We start from the raw sequence: 18,808 nt of genomic DNA, 5'->3' as shown, positions 1-18,808 counted from the left end.
ATGCCACCTTGGACCTGCCCAGAACGCGCTACGTCGAAGTGGGCGGCATCCATATCGCGTACCAGATCGTCGGCAGCGGCCCGACGGACATCGTGCTTGTTCCCGGCTTCATTTCGCATGTCGAGCGTATCTGGGAAGACAGGAGCTGCCGCGCCTGGATCAGCGCTGTTTCGCGCCTGGGTCGCCTGATCCTGTTCGATCGGCGCGGCATGGGACTTTCCGACCGCGTCGGCGCCCGCCCGACCGTCGAAGCGACGGCCCAGGATATTCTGGCCGTCATGAATGCTGCTGGCAGCCGCAGGGCCTTGCTCATCGGCGCGTCAGAAGGTGGGCCGGGTTGCATCCGTTTTGCCGTAGATCACCCCGATCGCCTGATCGGCCTTGTTCTCTGGGGTTCGCTGGCGAAAGGCAGCCGCGCGCCCGACTATCCGTTCGCCCTGACCGGCGCGCAATACGACCTCTGGAAGCAACGCCTGCTCGCTGGCTGGGGCGGCCCGGCGGAAATCCAAACTTTCGCCCCGAGCCTCGCCGCAGACCGCCAAGCGGAAACCTGGTGGGCCGGATTGCTGAGGGCAGCCTCTAGTCCCGGCGCGGTCGCAGGCCTGCTCGAAGCGCTGCGCGATGCCGATGTCCGTCACTTGCTCGCAAACGTCTCGGCCCGGACGACGGTTCTGCACCGCTCCGGCGACCGCGCCGTGCGTGTCGAGGCCGGGCGTTTCCTGGCGGCCAAGATCCCGGGTGCGCGGTTCATCGAAGTCGACGGTGACGACCACTGGTTCTGGGTGGGCGACCAACAGCCGCTGCTCAACAGCATCAGCGCGTTTGCTCGACGCGGCTGATCGCTTGGCCGCAGCGCGCTGCCCGGGATGATCGTTGCAAATGGATCTGTGAAGGCCGCGCGTCAGGCGGCCTCCGCCATGCCAGAGCGTTTCACCGTTTCTCGGAAACGGCGAACCGCTCCATGCCTTTGTTTTACGCAATTCCGGACGGAAAACCGCTCACACTTTTCCTGGAATTGCTCCAGTCAGGCGCTGGAGCACTGAGTTTGCCTCGGCCGTCATGCGCCGGACTATCTCGCCCGCAGGCAGAATCTCGTCGATGTTGCCGGCGCTTTGCCCGGCCGTCAGGCATGCCTGCTCTATGTCCCCGTCGAAATCAGGCGTCGGCAGGATAGCGCTGTAGCGCGGCACCGGGACCGTCTGGCCGTTGAGGACGGTAGAGCCGATGAACTGGCCTTCTGCATCCTTGGTGGCTTCGGTTTCCCGACCCAGCGCCGCACGTGCGCCGTCATTGACGATGGCCCGCATGAGCTGATCGGACCACTCGGGACCGTAGATGGATAGGATCGCCGTGTCGCCCACATCGGCCGCTAACACGCGGTCCTTGTAAGCATCGTGCGCTTCGGCCTCTTTCGAGGCGAGGAAACGGCTGCCGCACCAGACCGCATCAGCGCCGAGCGCGAGTGCGGCGGCCATGGTCGTACCATCCACTATGCCGCCTGCAGCAAGCAGCCGCAGACCGGGGAAGCGTCTGCGAATACGGGGAAAGAGCGTCATGGTGGACGCTTCCGCCCGATTGTGGCCGCCCGCCTCCGCACCCTGGACGATGAGAGCTTCGGCGCCCAGGGCAACCGCTTGCTCAGCTTCGGTGACGCGGCCGACCTGCATCCAGAGCTTGATGCCGGCCTGCTTCAGGCGTTCGGCATGCTCGGAGGTCGGCAACGTCCAAAAGAAGATCGCGAGCATCACCTGTTCCTCGACGAGAACGGATATGTGTTCGTCGGTGACGAAGTCGCCGATCAGGTCGACGCCGAAGGGCCGCTTCGTAAGCGCCTTGGTCTTCCGGATGAGTTCGCGCAGGACGTGGGGCGGGTTGATGTCGGAGCCGATCGTGCCAAGCCCGCCGGCTTCGCATACAGCAGCCGCAAGGGCGGGACGGGCGATCATCGCCATACCTGCATTGACAATTGGCGTTGCAAGGCCGAAGTCGCGGGTGATGGATGTCGAAATCATAGTCTGTATCCTTGGATTTGATCGAGGCGGCCTGCGCGTGACGCACTGACCGGGGTTTGATCGTCATGGTCGGATCGTGATCGTGGCCAACGAAGGAATTTCCGACGCGCTGGACAGGACCGGCACATCGCTTAGCCTCCTTGCCTTGTCTTCTGGACACCGACACGCTCCAGAAAAGAGTCGACAACCGGCGCCACGGTCTCGACATCGAGGAAGGCCGTGACATGGTTCTTGCCCGGGAGCGCCAGAAACTCGCCGCCCGCCAGTTCGGCGAAATTCCGGACGGACTGGCAGCGCGGATCGAGCGTGCCGCTGATTGCAAGCACCGGTATCCCCAGCTCCGCGAAGGTTGCCGAGAAATCCAACCTGTCCGTGGCAAGGCTTGCTTGAACAGCGGCGATGTCGTTGGCCCGGATCCGCCGGCATGCGGCCTGCGAAAGGCCGGGGGCCAGTTGCGTCAAGAGGCCGACCCAAGCCTCGAAGTCATTCTTGAGTCTCGTACGCAAGAAGGTGATATCCTCCGCGAACGGATGCGCGCCGTTGACGACCAACGCGCTGATGCGGTCTGGGTGATAGGCCGCCGTGGCCAGTGCGACCACGCCGCCCATCGAATGCCCCATCAAAGCAGCATTCCGGACACCAGCATGGTCGAGCACGGCAACGACATCCGCTGCCCGTCTGCGGTCGGAATAGGCGATCGGGTCATAAGGCTTTCCGCTCCGGCCATGGCCGCGGCAATCGATGAGGATCAGCCGGCGCCCGCGTCGCAGCAATCGGTCGACGTAACCCGCCTCGTGCCAGGACTCGCTGGTTTCGGTCGCGCCATGCAGCAGTACGAGCGGCTCGCCACGACCCAGGTCCTCGTAAGCGATAAAGATACCATCCTCGGCAACAGCCTTGAGCGTGCGATGGTGGGTGACAGTATTGACCAGTGACATTTCCCGCTCCGAGGGTGTCTCCTTGCCGGGCCCGATCGATCCGACGCTGCGGGATGGATAGAAGGCCGGCGTCCCCTCGACGTCCCCTGCCCCGGCCGGATACGGATCGATGAAGCGATTGGAACTGCAAGATCCGCATCGCGTTTGGCACCGAAGCCATCGCCACCGGCGGAACCGAACGTCCTGATCAAGGCTGTGCTCGCTCGCTCAGACCAGCCGCTGCCCGCCGTCGATGTGGACCGTCTCGCCGGTCATGAACTTGTTCTGCATCAGATAGAGATAGGCCGGCGCGATATCGGCGGGCCTGGCGATCCTGCCGGCCGGGATGCGGCCGCCCATCTGCTCGAAATAGCCTGTCTTGGCTTCTCCGACGATCTCGTCCCACATTTCGGTGTCGACCCAGCCGGGCGAGACGATGTTGACGCGGGTTGGCGCGAGCTCCAGCGCCAGCGCGCGGGCGAAATAGCTGAAGGAACCGGCGACCGCCGCGACCACCGCGCCGCCGGGGACCGGCGGGCGGTCCTTGTTGACGCCGGAGGTGAAGATCATCGAGCCGCCCTTGTTCAATTTGCGCACAGCATGCTTGGCAAGCATCACCGACCCGATCAGCTTGCCGTCGACGAAGCCGCGCACGAAATCCATGTCGGTCTCGCCGATCGGATCGTTGGGCGGTGGCGTGCCGGCCGTCGCCACCAGATGATCGAAGGCGCCGGCTTGCTCGAACATGCGGGACACGTCCGCCTCGTTCGCCATGTCGGCGGCGATGGCCGTCACGTGTCCTGCCCCGAGCCGCTCTTCGGCGGCCTTCAGCTTGTCCTCGGAGCGGCCGACGATCACGACTTCCGCGCCGTGTTCCAGGGCGGCCGCAGCGACGCCGAAGCCGATGCCGGAGCTGCCGCCGACGACGATGATCTTTTTTCCCGCGAGACTGGTCATGGGTTTTCTCCATGTTTGCAGTGATGAGTTGAATCAGCCGCGGCCGGCGTGGGCGGCGGCGATGTCGGCGAGGATGATCTTCTTCATCGAATACATCGCCTGGCGCGCCCGGTCGGCCTTCGCACGGTCCGGATCGTTCATCAGCCGCAAGGCTTCGGCCGGGATGACCTGCCAGTAGACGCCGAACTTGTCCTTCAGCCAGCCGCAAGGCTGTTCCGAGCCGCCGCCGGCGGTGAGCGCGTTCCAGAAATAGTCGGTCTCTACCTGGTCCCCGGTCTCGATGTAGAGCGAGATGCGCTCGTTGAAAGGCGGCACGCCGCCAGCATTGAGCGCCGTGAAACGTTGGCCTTCGAGCTCGAAGTCGAAGATCGCGTGCGGCTTGTCGGTGAACTCGATCGCGCCGAGCGCGCGGCTGTTCTTGAAGACCGACAGATAGAAATCCCGCGCGGCTTCGGCATCGAGATTGAACCAGAGGAAGGGATGAACGGTGGCCATGGCGTCCTCGCATGCTGGTGAGTTTTGATCACAAGTTCTGTGAGGATTTTGGGCTGGAAAAAGCTCGACGGACAAACCAAAGTTTGGCAAGTATTTGTTACCATAACTCACAAATGGCTTCGCCATGACCCGTAGACTGCCGCCGCTCAACGCCTTGCCGGCCTTCGAGGCCGCCGCACGGCATTTGAATTTTTCAAGGGCTGCCGACGAGCTCAACCTCACGCATGGCGCGATCAGCCGGGCGATAAAACACCTGGAGGATCAGCTCGGCGTGCAGCTCTTCGAGCGCGCGACGCGCTCGGTGCGGCTCACACCGGTCGGCGAGCCTTATGCGGTTGCCGTGCGCGAGGCGCTCGACCAGCTCGCGCTGGCGACGCAGACCGCGACCTCGCGCCACTCCGGCTCGACGCTCAACGTCAGCACGTCGGACGGGTTTGCCGGAAAATGGCTGGTGCCGCGGCTCTACCGTTTTCACCGCGCGCATGGCGATATCGACGTGCGCGTCTCGACCACCGGCCGGCTGACCAATTTCCGCGGCGACGGCATCGACGTCGCCATACGATATGGCGGCGGCCACTATCACGGGCTGACGTCGGAATTCCTCACCGGCGAGGAAGTGTTTCCCGTCTGCAGCCCGAAGCTGCTGGAAGGGCCGCATCCGCTGAAGCGGCCCGAGGACCTCAGGTATCACACGCTGATCCGCGACGGCTACCGCATCGACTGGGCGGCGTGGCTGGCCAGCGCCGGGGTCGAAGGCGTCGATCCCAACAGCGGCCTCACCTTCGATTCCGCCACCTTCGCCGTGGAATCCGCCGTCCAGGGCGAAGGCGTGGTGCTCGGCCGCACCATGCTGGTCTCCGCCGACCTTGCCACCGGCCGGCTGGTGCGGCCGTTCGACCATGCGTTGAAGGCCGTCTCCAGCTTCTATCTGGTCTACCCACCGGAGGCGATCCGCCAGCGCAAGGTCAAGGCGTTTCGCGACTGGCTGTTTGAGGAGATCGGTCCGGGCTGACGAGCGGCAGCCATCTACACACCGCCTTGCACGCGCGTGCCGCCTTCGAGACATGACACTCAGCTCGCGCCTCTTGCGGCAATCCAACCTGTACGCCGATATATTAGCAATTGCTTCTTTACAGAGTGGGCACGTGCTATTGTGGTTCCGGGAACGGCGGACGCGCCGTGAGCGCCCCGCGTTTCCCTTGTGGGAGGAAACCAATGGCTCACTACGTATTGCTGTCGAACTTCACCGACCAGGGTATCAGGACCATAAAGGACACCCAGAAGCGTGCCGAGGCTTTCAAGGAGATGGCCAGCAAAAGCGGGGTCAAGATTCACACCTTGTTGTGGACTCTGGGCAAGCATGATGTCGTGGCGGTTGCCGAAGCGGAGGACGACATTGCCGCGACTGCGCTGGGCTTATCAATCGCATCGATGGGCAACATCAGAACCGAGACCCTGAGGGCGTTCGATACGGCGGATATGGCCAAGATACTGGCAAGGATGGCCTGACCGTCACTTTACCAACGCACGTGGCGGATCGAAGCCTGCGGCGGGCAGGGTGCCCGGCGCAGGCCGCCTACGAATTCGACCTCACGCATTGGCGGAGCGGCTCGGTGTGCAGTTCTTCGAGCGCGACGCTGTCGGTGCGGCTCACCCCTGCCGGCGAGCCCTGTGCATCGGCCCGGGCTGACGCACGGGCTCAGGAAACCTTCCTTCGGCTCGGCGGTTGATACCGATCCGAGAGAGGGGCATCCATGCCGAGACGAAATGGAGAGACGGCCAGACACTCCAGACGGCCGCGCTCGCGTCCGCTGAAGGGCGAAGAGACGGAGGTGAAGCACGTCGTCGAGACGCAGGGACTGTCACCTGCGCAGGCGCGGAAGCTTGTGCGGCGCTATGGCAATGATTGGCGCAAGATCGAGGAAGCCGCCAAGACCTACAAGGGCGACGAATAAGGGGCCGGATATCGGCGCGATCAGTCCTCGCCGGCGTGGGATCAAGCCTCAACCTGAGCGCATCACGCCGAGCTCGCCGGTCTCGTCCGCCTGACCGGGCCGCTGGGCCTCGGACAGCAGATCCTGGAATTCGATGGTCGTCACCAGGTAGCCCGCCTCGTCGTAGATCTTGGTCACCCAGGATGTCGGGTCCGACCCCGCGGCAATGCCGTCGAGCATGGCTTCCTTCGCGGCTCGTTTGGCCTCGGCTTTCGCCGTTTCGAGATTTTCCATCTCGACGTGGATCGGCGGCTGCGCCGCGGATTCGAGAAACTCAAAGCGGAATTTCGGCATTGGTCTCTCCGTTTCCAGAGGCGGGCGGCGCAGGCGCAACCGATCCATGATCATCGCCGCTGCCGTCGCGTTGCTCCTCCAGCACGGTCTCGGCGATATATTCCTTGAGGTCGCCCACTTCCTCGCTGATCTCGTCAGGCTCTATGCCTTGGCTTTCGGCGTCGGCGATAAATTGGTCGGCCAATTCGGCGGCGACTATCTCGGCCGGCATCGCGACCCGAGGTTCGGCCTTATGCTCACTGATCCATTCCTCCACGAAATGCGCCGTCTTGTTCACGAGCATGTCGGCCTCCGGCGAGGCCTCGGCTACGGGCTGTTCCAGCTTGATATCCATGCAAGACCATCCTTGAACGATCTTCTTCAACGCCGATTGGTCGCAAAGGATGCAGCGCTCGGTCGATGGTGAGCGGCGGGCCGGGGATCGGCTGACGAAGCGCCGGTCGGAGCCCGCGCAGGCCCAGCCGGGAACCTGAATCACGGTCGAACATTCTTGCTGTTGGGATAAACTGACCACAGGCGAAAGACGTGAAGGCTCAGGGCTTTAGAGCGCTACTGGCCAGCAAGACGCTCGCTGCCGGGCGCAAGGCCGGCTATTGGCTCGACATCCTCAAATATGTCGCCGTGGCCGTCGCCGCCGCGATTGTCACGCTGGCCGCGGTAAACCTGACTCCGGAGCCGAGTGTCATCCGCACGATCGTTCCGCACCGTTTCGACGCGGCGGATCCGCAATTCGTGCAAAGCATGAGCAGCTATTCGCAAGGGCAGATCTCCGGGCAGAACGCCGTGCAAACCCTCGTCAACGGCGACGAGATTTTTCCCGCGATGCTGCAAGCGATCGGCACGGCCCGATCCAGCATCGACATGGAAACCTACATTTATTGGTCGGGCTCGGTCGGCTATCAGTTCGCCACGGCCCTGGCCGCGAAAGCCCGCGAAGGCGTCGAGGTCCGAGTGCTGGTCGACTGGCTTGGCTCTCTGCCCTTCGACGAGAACCTGATCCACATCATGACGGGCGCCGGGGTGCGGTTCCAGCGCTACCGGCCCGTCTACTGGTATACGCTTGACCGGGTGAACAACCGGACCCACCGCAAACTGCTGATCGTGGACGGGCGGGTCGCGTTCACCGGCGGGGTCGGCATCGCGGACAACTGGCTGGGCGACGCGCGCAATCCGAACGAGTGGCGTGACACCCATTATCGGATCGAAGGGCCTTCGGTGGGCGCGTTCCAGGCGGCCTTCGCCGAGAACTGGCTGGAGACCGCGGGCGAAACGTTGCAAGGAGAGAAGTTCTATCCGCCACCCGAGCCCGCAGGCGCGCTTGGCGCCCAGCTGGTCCTGTCATCGCAACCGAACGGCTCCGAGGATATGGAGCTGACGATGTTGGCGGCGATCGCCGCGGCCAAGGATCACCTGCGCATCGGCATGGCCTATTTCGTGCCGGATGAAATTGCACTGCAGCAGATACTCGACGCCAGGAAACGAGGCGTGGCCGTCGACGTCATCGTGCCCAATTCGCTGACCGATGTGCCCATCGTGCGAAAGGGCTCGCGCCACTTTTGGGGAGAACTGCTCGAAGCCGGCGTTCGCATCTACGAGTTTCAGCCGACGATGTATCATCCCAAACTGCTCATCGTCGATGACGTCTGGGCAAGCTTCGGCTCCACCAACCTGGACGAGCGCTCGTTGCGCCTGAATGACGAAGCCAGCCTCAATGTCTACGGCAGGGATTTTGCGCAGACGCAGATCGACTTGTTCAACGAGGACCTGAAACGGTCGAGGCAGATCAGCTTGGCGGAATGGCAGGCGCGTCCGCTGACCGAGAAAGTCACCGATTGGCTTGCGAGCAAGCTGCACACGCAGCTTTAGGTTCGGCACGAAGAGTTTCGTGGTGCCGATTCACCTTGGTTAGGGCGGATCATCAACAAACATGCAGTATGGTCGTGCCAAAACGTTGGGGTTGGCAGGCCCGGTCGGTGGTCGTTGTGTCACGAGCATGTCCGCCGGTCGGGCATCCTTTGGGCTGGGGCACGGAGGAGGAGACAATGCCGATTACGAGACTGTCGAAAGGCGCATTCCTGCCGGACGAGGTGACCTTCCTTGGCCGCGTCCTTGAACTCGGCGCCGGCGCGGATGAAACCGACGAGCAGCGCGAGCGGCGGGCCTTGCGCATCATCGCGAACTACATGGCGGGGATCACCGACGAGCGGGAGCTGGCTGAGCTGTCGCGAAGACCGCTGGGCAGATAACGCCGCAGCGCAGCGGCCAGGCAAAGCAGGGCCGCGATGAAACTTTCGACGGTTTTTCCAGTTCGGTTGCAAGGAGGATCCTCGACATGACAGAGCCCGGTGAAGGCAGTTCTCATGGGCGAATTGACGACAAGAGCTCGTCATTCTGCTGAAGCAAAAAACCGGCATCTCCGATGCTCAAGCCAGGAGGCTGATAAAGGCGGTCGGGCGCGACCGGCCGTCGCTTTTGCGAGAAGCCCGGATCATAAGGGCGCGTGCTCAGGCGTCCGCTCCAGGTCGTGTGTGAGCGGCGCGGCGCACGGTCTCCGGCCTGCGCGACCGTGAAGGCGCTTCGCGGCTTGCGGTTTCGCAGACCGTGCCGAACCAGGGATCGGCCCGTCGAAGTCCGTCGGCTTGCGCAGGCATGCCGTTTGCACGATGCTGAACGGTCATGACCACCCAGTATCTGGACCACAAACTGGAATGCCCGTTTTGCGGCGTCATCCGTTTGAACATTCCAGCCGATGCCCAACCCGCAACGCCGATCCACTGCGCCGAGTGCGGCGAATATCTCGGCACGTGGGATGAGCTTCAAACCGATTTCGAGCAGCAAGGCGGCACGGACGGCGTTTTCCGGCTGGACAAAGGGCGCATCCAAAAGCTCAATTCCAGTCGGTGAGAAGGCCGCCGCCGGCGGCTCGGATGCCGGCTGATCGACTGATCGCGCGCAGAACATCGGGCCCGAGCAATGGGGGCATGAGAGCATCCGCCAAGTCCTTGACGGTTCAAACTCGTAAACCCATATCGAAGCCGGGCGCAGACCGCCGCGGTCCCCGCCCCCATCAAACTCAAATTGTTCGTTCGACTTGGAGGATCTTATGAACGACCGGATGTTCGACAGCCCTGTTTTCGTCAAGAGCGGAAACAGCCTCGTCCAGGAGATCGCGTGCCTCGAAGACGCCCTGGAATTCCTCTACGAATGGCCCAAGAACCGGCGCGGGCCGATTTATGAAACGGCGCTGCGCGCCTGCCAGCGGGCCTTCGACAGCGGTTTTCCGCTGACGGCGGCCAGAGAGGCATTTTGCGGTTTCGCCAAATCCGCCAGAATCCATGAAGACGTGAGCACCACCCTGCCCTGGATGGTCGGCAAAGGCCGCAAGGGCGGCGGGCTGACCGCCTAGCATCGTCGCGGATCGAGGACGTTGCCATGTTCGCCAAACCGTTCGAAAAACCAATCCGCGTCTGGGTAGGACTGGGGTTTCCGCGTCAGTTGAACACCGTCGTGGACGCCTATCAATTCGTCATCGACTGGTGCGGTAACAGCCCGGAGCAGAAGGCGGCTATCCGCGCCTGCAGGGCTGCGCTCGCCGGGGATGTCGATGCGGAAACAGCGAGGGGCGTTTTCGTCGCCTTTGCGCGCAAGAAGGACATCCTCATCGAGGATGGCGCCATTCCCCCCATGCTTGAAAAAGCTCACCCAAAACATGCCTGATGTAATGAGGCGGCGGCCAGCGCCGCCTCATTCGCCCTCAGCCGCGATCGCCGGCAGCGAAGCGCGACCTTCACGTTGCCCCTCGATAGGAACCAGATCGGGGCTGCCGCGTCATAAAGGCAGGTCCTTGTCGCGGTTCGGGAGTGACGTCGATGGTCAGGTTCCTTGTTGTCTTAGCGGTGGCGCTCGGCATCGCGTGCGGCGTCACGCAGGCAGCGAGGCTGGAACCCGACGCCGTCAATCAAGCGCAATTCAGCGAAGGCGAACAAAAAGGCGTCAGCCCCATGCTGCTCAAGGCGCAGGTGCTTCTGGATCGCGCCCGCTTCTCCCCCGGCCTGGTCGACGGCCGCGCGTCGCAAAACTTCACCAAGGCGGTCGCGGCCTTCCAGGCAGCGAACGGATTGCGCTCCGACGGCAACCTCACGCGGGAGACGTGGGACAAGCTCGCGGCAACCTTCGCCGGCCCGGTGATGACGACCTATGAGACCACCGCGAAGGATGTGCGCGGCCCCTTCACAAAGCGCATCCCCGCCCGCATGGAGAGCATGGCGCATCTCAAGCGCCTCGGTTATCGCAACGCGCGGGAGAAGCTGGCGGAACGGTTTCATGTCAGCGAAGAATTGCTGAGGATGCTCAATCCCAAAGCCGGATTCAGCAAGGCCGGCACGAGCCTGGTCGTGCCCGATGTCGGCCGCGGCGATGCGCCTTCACAGATTGCCAGCGTCGAGGTCGACAAGGCATCGCGCCAGGTGCGCGCCCTCGATACATCGGGCAAGGCGATTGCCGTCTATCCGGCCTCGATCGGCAGCGAGGAGAAACCGGCGCCGAGCGGCGCGGCCGAGGTCAAGCGCGTGGTGCACAATCCGACCTATCACTACAATCCGAAATTCGCCTTCAAGGGCGTGAAGACCAAGCATCCCTTCACCATCGCCAAGGGGCCCAACAATCCGGTCGGATCGGTGTGGATCGACCTCTCGATCGAGAGCTACGGCATTCACGGCACGCCAGACCCGGGAAAGATCGGCACCACCTACTCGCATGGCTGCATCCGGATGACCAACTGGGACGCCGAAGACCTCGCCGCGATGGTCAAGCCGGGAACGAAGGTCGACTTCAAGGACGAGACGGCGCAGGATGGGCAGGCGCAGTGACTACGGCCCGCAGGCCGCTGCATAAATCCAGCTTATCATGACCCCTAATTTTTGAAGACGTTACAGGGCCAATCACCGCCTGTAGCTTTCGATCGCGGTTGTTCTCAGCTCGGTCCAGAATCGGTGGTTTGATGCAGACACATGCGCGGGTGGTGATCGTTGGCGGCGGGTGCGTTGGCGCGGGAATTCTCTATGGGCTGGCCAAGCGCGGCTGGACCGACGTGGCGCTGCTGGAGCGCACGCAGCTGACCGCCGGATCGACCTGGCACGCGGCGGGGCTGATCCCGTCCTATGCCCGCAACATCAATGTCGGGCGCATGATCAACAAGACCATCGAGATCTATGAGGGGCTGGAGGCCGAGACCGGGCAGCCAGTGGGCTGGCACAAATGCGGGCAGCTGCGGATCGCCAATTCGCGCGACCGGCTCGACGAGTTCAAGAGCTATATGAGCGTCGCCGAGGTGCAAGGCATGCGGACGCATCTGCTGACCCCGGATGAGGCGCGAAAGCTCTGGCCGCTGCTCGACAACAAGGAGATGCTGGGCGCGCTCTACCATCCCGATGACGGCCATATCGCGCCGGCCGATGTCACGCACGCCATGGCCAAGGGCGCGCGCGATCTTGGGGCAAAAGTCTATCTCAACACCGAGGTCACCGGCTTCAGCCGGACGCCTGGCGGCGAGTGGCTGGTCCGGACCAATCAGGGCGACATCACCTGCGAGCATGTGATTTGCGCCACCGGCAATTACGCGCGCCAGACCGGCGCGTTGCTCGGCCTCGACATCCCGGCGATCCCGATCCTGCACCAGTACTGGATCACCGAGGCGGTGCCGGAAGTGGTGGAGCGCAAGCGCGCGGGCCGGCCCGAAATGCCGATCCTGCGCGACGAGGGTTTCGAAGGCTATCTGCGCGAGGAAGGCGACGGGCTGATGTTCGGGCCTTACGAGCGCACCGAACACCTCAAGCTGTTCGCCGAGGATGGCGTGCCCGCCTGGTTCGGCGCCGACCTGCTGGACGAGGATTTCGAGGCGGTGTCGTGGAACTGGGATAAGGCCTTGCGGCTGGTGCCGGCGCTAGGGCGCGTCGGCATCAAGGCCAATGTGCGCGGGCCCTTCCAGATGACGGCCGACGAGTTGCCCTTGATGGGACCAGCCTGGGGCCTGCCCAATGTCTGGCTCGCCGAGGGCGTGCCGGGCGGCATCCTGTGGGGCGGTACGATCGGCTACTATCTGTCGGAGCGGATCGTCGAGGGCGGCAACAGCCTCGACACGTCTGATCTCGACCCGCGCCGCTTCGGCGACTACGCCAATAAGGAATGGACTCGCGCGAAGGTGCGCGAGGCCTGGGGCACGCATGCCGAGCAGAAATATCCCGGACAGGACATGCCTGCAGCACGGCCGCAGAAGACCGCGCCCTCCTATGACAGGCTGACCGAGCTGGGCGCCGTCTGGGGCGTGCTCAATGGTTGGGAGATGCCCAACTGGTTCGCGCGCGACGGGATCGAGGCCAAGGACCAGTATAGCTGGCGCTGGACGCCCAAGGGCAACCTCGTCGGCGAAGAGGTGCTGGCGGTGCGCAACGCCGTAGGCCTGGTCGAGATGACGCCGATGACCAAGTTCGAGGTGTCGGGACCAGGCGCGGCGCATTGGCTGGACCGGATCATCGCCAACCGCTTGCCCTCAGTCGGCAAGGTGACGCTGGCGCACCATCTGACGGCCAATGGCGGCGTGCAGGCGGAGTACATGGTGGCGCGTCTCGGCGAGGATCAGTTCTACCTGATCTCGACGCCGCGCGCCGAGCGCTGGAATTTCGACGATCTGTCGAGGCTGCTGCCCGCCGACGGCAGCGTAAGCCTGAAGAACGTGACGAACGACCGTGGCTGTTTCACGGTCGTTGGCCCCAAGGCTCGCGAGGTGCTGCAGCCCCTCACCGGGATCGACCTTTCCAACGAACGCTTCCCCTGGTTCGGCGTGAAGACCGGCAGCGTGGCCCTGGCCAGCGACGTGCGGCTGCTGCGCGTCAACTATGAAGGCGAGCTTGGCTGGGAGCTGTATCACCCCCTGCCCTACCAGCGGCAGTTGCTCGACGCGATCCTGAGAGAGGGCGAGAAGCACGGCATGCGGCTGGTCGGGCTGCACGCGCTGGAGTCGCTCAGGCTCGAGAAATCCTATCGCGCCATGTATCGCGACATGAACCCCGAGCTCAACGCGCTGGAAAGCGGGCTGGAACGCTTCATCCGCCTGGACAAGGGCGACTTCGTCGGGCGCGACGCGGTGCAGAAATACAAGGAGCGTAACGACCAGCGCCGCTCGGTAACGCTCAAGATCGATACGGACGGCGCCAGCACCCTGGCCAATGAAGGGCTCTACAGCGACGGCAAGCTGGTCGGGCGCATCACGTCGGGCGGCTATGGCTACGCGCTCGGGCATGACGTGGCGCTGGCGCTGCTGCCCGAGCGTTTTGCCAAGCCCGGCACGAAGCTCGATGTCGCGATCCTTGGTGACTGGAAGGTCGCCGAGGTGATTCCGGATTCGCCTTACGATCCGACCTCGGCAAGGGCGCGGATGTAACAGGCGGGGCCGGCAAAGGCCCTATCGCCGACGTGTCCTTCGGAGGGAAGCCCGTATGCGCATCGAGCGGATCAACGTCTATTCGGCCCAATTGCCGGTCAAGAACGGCGTCTACCGCATGGCCATCGCCGATGTGGAGGCGCTGGACTCAACTCTGGTCGAGATCGTCACCGATGACGGGCTCACAGGCTGGGGCGAGACCTGCCCGATCGGCCCGGTCTACCAGCCGCATCACGCGCTGGGCGCGCGCGCCGCGATCGCCGAAATCGCACCCGGCCTGATCGGTTCGGAGATCGCCTCGATCAGGCTGCTTGCGAAGCGGATGGACGAGCGGCTCAACGGGCACGGCTATGCCAAGGCCGCCTTCGACATGGCTTTTCTCGACCTGCTCGGGCAAAAGCTCGGCGTGCCGGTCTCGACGCTGTTGGGCGGCGCTCTCACCGACCGCGTGCCGGCCTATTATTCGCTGATCGTCGGGGCGCCGGAGGAGACGGCGCGGATAGCCGCCGACAAGGTGAAGGAGGGCTATCCGCGCCTGCAAGTGAAGATCGGCGGGCGCGATTTGGAAGAGGACGTGGCCGTTGTCCGCCAGGTCTGGGAAGCGGTCGGCTACAAGGCCCGGCTGGCGGTCGACGGCAACCGTGGCCTGACGGTGGCCGCGGCGATCCATCTCGACCGGCTCTGCCAGGCGATCCCCTTCGTCTTCGAGCAGCCTTGCAACACGATGGATGAGATCGCGACGCTGAAAGGCCGCGTCACGCATCCGGTCTATCTCGACGAGAGCACCGAGGACCAGAACGCGGTGCTGCGGGCAATCTCGCTCGGCATCGCGGACGGCTTCGGCTTCAAGGTCACGCGCCTCGGTGGGCCGACCAAAATGGCGACTGTGCGCGACCTCTGTGCCATCCGCTCGCTGCCGCACAGTTGCGACGACGCCTGGGGCGGCGACATCATCGCGGCCGCCTGCGTGCATCTGGCCGCCACCGTCGAGCCCCGCCGCATGGAAGGCGCCTGGATCGCCCAGGAATACATCAAGGGCCATTTCGACCAGAAGCACCCGGTCGTCATCAAGCAAGGCCATATCGCCGTGCCGCAACGGCCGGGGCTGGGCGTGAAACCCGAGCCCGGCATGTTCGGCAAGCCGGTGGCGATTTACGGGCCGTAGGCCGGTCGATCACTTCGTGGGCGACACGGATCGTTCCGCCCTGTCCCGCGTTCTTGTGACACGCAAGGAGGAACGGCGATGGACGACGATCGGACCGAGAAGATCAGACAGCGCGCCTATGAGATCTTTCAGCGCGAGGGCGGCATCCTCGGCAATCACGAACGGCACTGGCAACAGGCCGAGATGGAGATCGACCGCGAGGCCGCCCTGCCGCTGACGGCGGGCGACGCCCTGCCCGAAACACGCGAGATCGACAGCGCGGATGTGCTGACGGTCGAGGCGCTTGCCATGCGCACCGGCATTTCCGGCGACGAGGCGCAGGAGCTGCTCGACCGACTGGGCAACGATCGCGCCGCGATCGAGGAGGCGGCGCGGAGTCTCAAGGCGAAGCGGGGCAGTTGACGAGCCGGCGACCAACCTATCCGCGGTGAGAACCACGGGCATGCCCAGGACACACCCCCGGCGCCCGCGCCCGGCTCGCGATCTCAGGCGCGCTGGTCGCGCTCGTCCTCATCCTCGTGATGGGATGGGCAGCGCTTCGCTGAGCAGCGCTCGCTTTTCGCTCCATCGGCGGAACGCTCGGCCGCATCGACGGTTCCTCCTGTACACCACAGGAGATGCATCATGGACCATACCAGCCACGTGAGACTGACCAATGCCGAGCTCACGCCGGACATCCTCGAAGGCGCGACCATCTACGGCCCCGATGACGAGAAGATCGGCTCGGTCGACCACCTGCACGGCAGCCAGGTCGTGATCGATGTCGGCGGCTTTCTCGGCATCGGCGCCAAGCCGGTGGCCGTCACAGCCAGCCAGCTCGATTTCATGCGCGACGAGGACGGCGACGTCCATGCCGTCACCAGCTGGACGAAGGAGCAGTTGAAGGCGATGCCGGAGCATCGCGACTGAAGCCCGAAGCCGTTGTGAAGGAATGAGAAGAACCCGACCCGGCAACTGCCGGGTCTTTTTTTGGAGGAGGCGCGGTCGAGCAGCTGGCGCTCGGCGGCTCCATCTGGCGGCCGTGCTCAACGAGACGCTGGCGGTGACAAGTAGCGGCGCGCGGAGATCAGGCTGCTGGCAAACACACCGATGCGCCGCTTTGGACGAAGATGCGGCAGCGAACCCGGGCCCTTCAGCCACTATCGCCCTTCTCGGTCAGGGCACGAACTTCCGTCGGCGTCATGCCGTAGCGCAGCCGGAACTGCCGATAGAAGGTGGATGGCTCATTGAACCCGACCTCAAAGGCAATGTCGGCGATGCGCCGCAGCAACTGTCGGCGGTCGGTGAGGCAGCTATGGACATAGGCGAGCCGCTCTCCGTTGACATAGTCGGAAAAGCTTGTGCCCTCCCCAGCAAAGAGCTGGCGGACATAGCGCTCGCTGATACCGAACTTGCGCGATATCTGCCCAGCGTTGAGCCCGGGATCGGTGAGATTGCGGGCGATGTGCTGCTTGATGGCCGCAAGCCTCGCCGCGCGGACACCGGGAGGATGCGTATGGGCCTCCATACCACCGAAGGAAACGGCAAGAAGATCGGTGATATGGCGGGAAGCAAGAGGCGCGAGCGCGTCGGGCTCCTCCATATGCAGGAGCGACCAGAGGTAATCAAACAGCAGCCGGTGGGCCGGGAGCGTGCGGCCGAGACTGTCGGGACGCACATCATCGAGGTTCTTCACCAGCGGGGCCAGCAGCGAGCGCTTGAACTGAAGCGCCATGGTCCATTGCGAATCCTCGCTGACGACCGAGTAGCGGCGGTCCATCGGGAAGATGGCGGCGGTGCCGGGATCGGTGCTGAAATCGCCACGCCCAGGCATGGTGAAGCGGTAGCCGCCCTTGTTCCAGGACAGGAGGATATCGTCGTTGCCGTCGGCCATCAGCGCGCTGTTGCGCTCCCAGACCATGGGAGAGACAGTGCCCTTGGTGAGATTCATCCCGGGCAGGATCAGGGTGCGGGCAGAGAATTTGAGAGGCGTGTCGGCACGCGGCGTGATGTCCAACCGCATCTGGATGCGACCGTAGAAATCGCGAATGAACTCGTCCCGTTGATCCTCGGGAATGTCGTCCGCCGAGAATGTAGCCACCCGATCAGCGCTCGCCATCGTGCTCCCTGTCGAAGACTGCCTGGATTTGGACGGCGCCTGCCCGCAATTGGCCTTTGCCTGTCCGTTGGCGCTTGAGAAACACCATTTCCGCCCTGGTTTGAGCCCGATCAAGAATGGCCTCTCAGCTTTCGGAAAGTGAGTTAAGTGTGACAAATTTGCAAGACAGAAATTCCGGAACAACAACTGTTCCGTTATTGCAATTTTGACTTCCGTATTCGCCACACGCACCCGGATTTTCTCTGCTAGCGGTGCGTTGAAGGGGTGGCACTCGATTTTCATGTCTGCAATGAGCGGACATGTCTTCGCAAATTGGCTGACGGCCCCGGAAGCCCGCTCATGCATGGGCGGGAAGAAATGTGGACGCAATTTCGAAACTGGCAATTCAACGAGGAACGTATCCGATGAAGATCATACCCACGTCCATGGCTGCCATGGCGATCGTCCTTGCCGCCGGCAGCGCTTTCGCTGCCGATGCGCTCGCCCCGGAAGCGGCCCCGATGCCGCCGACGGAGGAGAGCTTCAGCTGGACGGGGCCCTATCTCGGCGGGTTCGGTTCGTTTGCGGTTGGCGACATGAAGCTCAATTCGCGGCAGATCTTTGCCGACGGAAACCCGCCGCCGATCAACGGCGCGTTCGAGATTTCCGCAAGCGGCTTCCTCGGCGGCATCCAGGCAGGCTATGACTGGCAGTTCGCCGACCGCTGGGTGATCGGTGCGGTGGCGGATATTGCCGCGTCCAGCTACGGCGCTTCGGTCACGGCCTCGGTGGACGGCACCGAGATCTTCAATGGCGACGTGGATCTCAAATATCTCGGCACCGTTCGCGCGCGGCTGGGCCACGCTTGGGACCGCACGTTGATCTACGGCCATGGCGGCCTTGCCTTTGGCAAGACCGAGCAGACACTGACGGTCGGCGGGACGACCGTCTTCAACGAGGAGCAGACACGCACCGGCTGGACGATCGGCGCAGGCCTCGAGCACGCCATCACCGATCGCATCTCCTTCGGCACCGAGTATGCCTATGTCGACCTTGGCTCGAAGCAGATACTCGACAATGGCGAGGGGTTGACAGTCAAGGACGACGTGGCTTTCCACACGCTGAAGGCCTTCGTGAATTACCGTTTCTGAGCGCCTCGCGATAGTTCAGATACGCTACCCGCAGTTAAGCCTTGTTTGATGCATGTCGCTCAGCCGAAACCACGGCGCATTTGAGCGACATGCATTGGCACAATTCGCCAGAAGATGTGCGGCGGCTTCCGTCCGGAGCCGCCTGAAAGCGGATATCCGCGACAGGTTCGGCGATTTCGTCGCGCGTCAAACCGATCCGAGGATCAGCGGCCCATGGCTGCAAGCAGGCAGATAGAGAGCCCCACATTGAGCGTCGCCGCGAGCGCCAGCGTCATCAGGACCAGATTGCCGCCGCCCATGCCCAGAAG

The 18,808-nt window shown here is 63.6% G+C and carries 22 protein-coding genes; 15 read left to right on the top strand and 7 right to left on the bottom strand.

Going from position 1 to position 18,808, the window contains the following annotated elements; genetic code table 11:
• The coding region (locus EOA23_RS18800) for an alpha/beta hydrolase (protein ID WP_245474254.1) at window positions 1-839 on the top strand (839 nt) is incomplete at its 5' end.
• 159 nt (window positions 840-998) lie between these two features.
• On the opposite strand, the gene EOA23_RS18795 is transcribed toward EOA23_RS18800, so the two are convergent.
• The 4 genes from EOA23_RS18795 to EOA23_RS18780 form a co-directional block, all read right to left on the bottom strand.
• Window positions 999-2,012 (bottom strand): nitronate monooxygenase family protein, encoded by a 1,014-nt coding sequence (locus EOA23_RS18795; protein WP_127305232.1) that lies wholly within the window; start codon window positions 2,010-2,012, stop codon window positions 999-1,001.
• 131 nt (window positions 2,013-2,143) lie between these two features.
• Complete coding sequence (locus EOA23_RS18790) at window positions 2,144-2,950, bottom strand: alpha/beta hydrolase (RefSeq protein WP_127305231.1); 807 nt, start codon at window positions 2,948-2,950, stop codon at window positions 2,144-2,146.
• 207 nt (window positions 2,951-3,157) lie between these two features.
• The gene (locus EOA23_RS18785; RefSeq protein ID WP_127305230.1) at window positions 3,158-3,886 is read right to left on the bottom strand and encodes an SDR family oxidoreductase; all 729 of its coding nucleotides are present in this window, start codon (window positions 3,884-3,886) and stop codon (window positions 3,158-3,160) included.
• Window positions 3,887-3,919: 33 nt separating this feature from the next.
• Window positions 3,920-4,381 carry a VOC family protein gene (locus EOA23_RS18780; protein WP_126061613.1) on the bottom strand — a complete coding sequence of 154 codons (462 nt, stop codon included), beginning with the start codon at window positions 4,379-4,381 and terminating at the stop codon, window positions 3,920-3,922.
• A 124-nt stretch (window positions 4,382-4,505) separates the two neighbouring features.
• Here EOA23_RS18780 and EOA23_RS18775 point away from each other — a divergent pair, with 124 nt between their 5' ends.
• The 3 genes from EOA23_RS18775 (at window position 4,506) to EOA23_RS36955 (ending at window position 6,336) form a co-directional block, all read left to right on the top strand.
• Complete coding sequence (locus EOA23_RS18775) at window positions 4,506-5,393, top strand: transcriptional regulator GcvA (RefSeq protein ID WP_127305229.1); 888 nt, start codon at window positions 4,506-4,508, stop codon at window positions 5,391-5,393.
• A 203-nt stretch (window positions 5,394-5,596) separates the two neighbouring features.
• On the top strand, window positions 5,597-5,890 hold the full coding sequence (locus EOA23_RS18770) for a GYD domain-containing protein (RefSeq protein WP_126061615.1): 294 nt from the start codon (window positions 5,597-5,599) through the stop codon (window positions 5,888-5,890).
• Between the two features lie 323 nt (window positions 5,891-6,213).
• Window positions 6,214-6,336, top strand: a complete 123-nt coding sequence (locus tag EOA23_RS36955; protein ID WP_281058756.1) for a hypothetical protein — start codon at window positions 6,214-6,216, stop codon at window positions 6,334-6,336.
• 48 nt (window positions 6,337-6,384) lie between these two features.
• Here the strand turns inward: EOA23_RS36955 and EOA23_RS18760 are convergent, their stop codons facing one another.
• Window positions 6,385-6,669, bottom strand: a complete 285-nt coding sequence (locus tag EOA23_RS18760) for a hypothetical protein (protein ID WP_127305227.1) — start codon at window positions 6,667-6,669, stop codon at window positions 6,385-6,387.
• Window positions 6,650-7,033: a DUF768 domain-containing protein gene (locus EOA23_RS18755; protein ID WP_127305226.1), complete on the bottom strand. Its 384-nt coding sequence runs from the start codon at window positions 7,031-7,033 to the stop codon at window positions 6,650-6,652. Before EOA23_RS18755 ends, EOA23_RS18760 begins: the two co-directional genes overlap by 20 nt.
• A gap of 161 nt (window positions 7,034-7,194) precedes the next feature.
• Between EOA23_RS18755 and EOA23_RS18750 the strand changes: the two genes are divergently transcribed.
• From EOA23_RS18750 to EOA23_RS18705, 10 genes are all read left to right on the top strand, one after another.
• Window positions 7,195-8,535: a phospholipase D-like domain-containing protein gene (locus EOA23_RS18750; protein ID WP_127305225.1), complete on the top strand. Its 1,341-nt coding sequence runs from the start codon at window positions 7,195-7,197 to the stop codon at window positions 8,533-8,535.
• A 176-nt stretch (window positions 8,536-8,711) separates the two neighbouring features.
• Window positions 8,712-8,915 carry a hypothetical protein gene (locus EOA23_RS18745; RefSeq protein ID WP_189341639.1) on the top strand — a complete coding sequence of 68 codons (204 nt, stop codon included), beginning with the start codon at window positions 8,712-8,714 and terminating at the stop codon, window positions 8,913-8,915.
• A 430-nt stretch (window positions 8,916-9,345) separates the two neighbouring features.
• Complete coding sequence (locus tag EOA23_RS18740) at window positions 9,346-9,573, top strand: hypothetical protein (protein ID WP_042638367.1); 228 nt, start codon at window positions 9,346-9,348, stop codon at window positions 9,571-9,573.
• A gap of 199 nt (window positions 9,574-9,772) precedes the next feature.
• Window positions 9,773-10,075: a DUF982 domain-containing protein gene (locus EOA23_RS18735; RefSeq protein WP_127305224.1), complete on the top strand. Its 303-nt coding sequence runs from the start codon at window positions 9,773-9,775 to the stop codon at window positions 10,073-10,075.
• 26 nt (window positions 10,076-10,101) lie between these two features.
• Window positions 10,102-10,386 (top strand): DUF982 domain-containing protein, encoded by a 285-nt coding sequence (locus EOA23_RS18730; protein WP_127305223.1) that lies wholly within the window; start codon window positions 10,102-10,104, stop codon window positions 10,384-10,386.
• A 152-nt stretch (window positions 10,387-10,538) separates the two neighbouring features.
• Complete coding sequence (locus tag EOA23_RS18725; protein ID WP_127305222.1) at window positions 10,539-11,537, top strand: L,D-transpeptidase; 999 nt, start codon at window positions 10,539-10,541, stop codon at window positions 11,535-11,537.
• A 131-nt stretch (window positions 11,538-11,668) separates the two neighbouring features.
• On the top strand, window positions 11,669-14,107 hold the full coding sequence (locus tag EOA23_RS18720) for an FAD-dependent oxidoreductase (RefSeq protein ID WP_127305221.1): 2,439 nt from the start codon (window positions 11,669-11,671) through the stop codon (window positions 14,105-14,107).
• Window positions 14,108-14,162: 55 nt separating this feature from the next.
• Window positions 14,163-15,272: a mandelate racemase/muconate lactonizing enzyme family protein gene (locus EOA23_RS18715; RefSeq protein ID WP_127305220.1), complete on the top strand. Its 1,110-nt coding sequence runs from the start codon at window positions 14,163-14,165 to the stop codon at window positions 15,270-15,272.
• Window positions 15,273-15,350: 78 nt separating this feature from the next.
• Window positions 15,351-15,674, top strand: a complete 324-nt coding sequence (locus EOA23_RS18710) for a DUF2934 domain-containing protein (RefSeq protein WP_127305219.1) — start codon at window positions 15,351-15,353, stop codon at window positions 15,672-15,674.
• Window positions 15,675-15,896: 222 nt separating this feature from the next.
• Window positions 15,897-16,181 carry a PRC-barrel domain containing protein gene (locus EOA23_RS18705; RefSeq protein WP_127305218.1) on the top strand — a complete coding sequence of 95 codons (285 nt, stop codon included), beginning with the start codon at window positions 15,897-15,899 and terminating at the stop codon, window positions 16,179-16,181.
• A gap of 223 nt (window positions 16,182-16,404) precedes the next feature.
• On the opposite strand, the gene EOA23_RS18700 is transcribed toward EOA23_RS18705, so the two are convergent.
• Complete coding sequence (locus EOA23_RS18700) at window positions 16,405-17,652, bottom strand: AraC family transcriptional regulator (RefSeq protein ID WP_189341638.1); 1,248 nt, start codon at window positions 17,650-17,652, stop codon at window positions 16,405-16,407.
• Window positions 17,653-17,774: 122 nt separating this feature from the next.
• Between EOA23_RS18700 and EOA23_RS18695 the strand changes: the two genes are divergently transcribed.
• Complete coding sequence (locus tag EOA23_RS18695; protein WP_126061628.1) at window positions 17,775-18,500, top strand: outer membrane protein; 726 nt, start codon at window positions 17,775-17,777, stop codon at window positions 18,498-18,500.
• Window positions 18,501-18,808: the final 308 nt, after the last annotated feature.

Source organism: Mesorhizobium sp. M2A.F.Ca.ET.042.01.1.1 (genome assembly GCF_003997405.1).
GTDB lineage: Bacteria > Pseudomonadota > Alphaproteobacteria > Rhizobiales > Rhizobiaceae > Mesorhizobium.
Note: the sequence above shows the minus strand (reverse complement) of the source record. Positions and strands in the feature narration are given on the sequence as shown.

Excerpts from the sequence above, each read along its gene's own strand:
- EOA23_RS18795 (WP_127305232.1), bottom strand. The coding sequence starts at position 2,012 with ATGATTTCGACATCCATCACCCGCGACTTCGGCCTTGCAACGCCAATT.
- EOA23_RS18790 (WP_127305231.1), bottom strand. The coding sequence starts at position 2,950 with ATGTCACTGGTCAATACTGTCACCCACCATCGCACGCTCAAGGCTGTT.
- EOA23_RS18785 (WP_127305230.1), bottom strand. The coding sequence starts at position 3,886 with ATGACCAGTCTCGCGGGAAAAAAGATCATCGTCGTCGGCGGCAGCTCC.
- EOA23_RS18780 (WP_126061613.1), bottom strand. The coding sequence starts at position 4,381 with ATGGCCACCGTTCATCCCTTCCTCTGGTTCAATCTCGATGCCGAAGCC.
- EOA23_RS18775 (WP_127305229.1), top strand. The coding sequence starts at position 4,506 with ATGACCCGTAGACTGCCGCCGCTCAACGCCTTGCCGGCCTTCGAGGCC.
- EOA23_RS18770 (WP_126061615.1), top strand. The coding sequence starts at position 5,597 with ATGGCTCACTACGTATTGCTGTCGAACTTCACCGACCAGGGTATCAGG.
- EOA23_RS18760 (WP_127305227.1), bottom strand. The coding sequence starts at position 6,669 with ATGCCGAAATTCCGCTTTGAGTTTCTCGAATCCGCGGCGCAGCCGCCG.
- EOA23_RS18745 (WP_189341639.1), top strand. The coding sequence starts at position 8,712 with ATGCCGATTACGAGACTGTCGAAAGGCGCATTCCTGCCGGACGAGGTG.
- EOA23_RS18740 (WP_042638367.1), top strand. The coding sequence starts at position 9,346 with ATGACCACCCAGTATCTGGACCACAAACTGGAATGCCCGTTTTGCGGC.
- EOA23_RS18735 (WP_127305224.1), top strand. The coding sequence starts at position 9,773 with ATGAACGACCGGATGTTCGACAGCCCTGTTTTCGTCAAGAGCGGAAAC.
- EOA23_RS18730 (WP_127305223.1), top strand. The coding sequence starts at position 10,102 with ATGTTCGCCAAACCGTTCGAAAAACCAATCCGCGTCTGGGTAGGACTG.
- EOA23_RS18725 (WP_127305222.1), top strand. The coding sequence starts at position 10,539 with ATGGTCAGGTTCCTTGTTGTCTTAGCGGTGGCGCTCGGCATCGCGTGC.
- EOA23_RS18720 (WP_127305221.1), top strand. The coding sequence starts at position 11,669 with ATGCAGACACATGCGCGGGTGGTGATCGTTGGCGGCGGGTGCGTTGGC.
- EOA23_RS18715 (WP_127305220.1), top strand. The coding sequence starts at position 14,163 with ATGCGCATCGAGCGGATCAACGTCTATTCGGCCCAATTGCCGGTCAAG.
- EOA23_RS18710 (WP_127305219.1), top strand. The coding sequence starts at position 15,351 with ATGGACGACGATCGGACCGAGAAGATCAGACAGCGCGCCTATGAGATC.
- EOA23_RS18705 (WP_127305218.1), top strand. The coding sequence starts at position 15,897 with ATGGACCATACCAGCCACGTGAGACTGACCAATGCCGAGCTCACGCCG.
- EOA23_RS18700 (WP_189341638.1), bottom strand. The coding sequence starts at position 17,652 with ATGAAAATCGAGTGCCACCCCTTCAACGCACCGCTAGCAGAGAAAATC.
- EOA23_RS18695 (WP_126061628.1), top strand. The coding sequence starts at position 17,775 with ATGAAGATCATACCCACGTCCATGGCTGCCATGGCGATCGTCCTTGCC.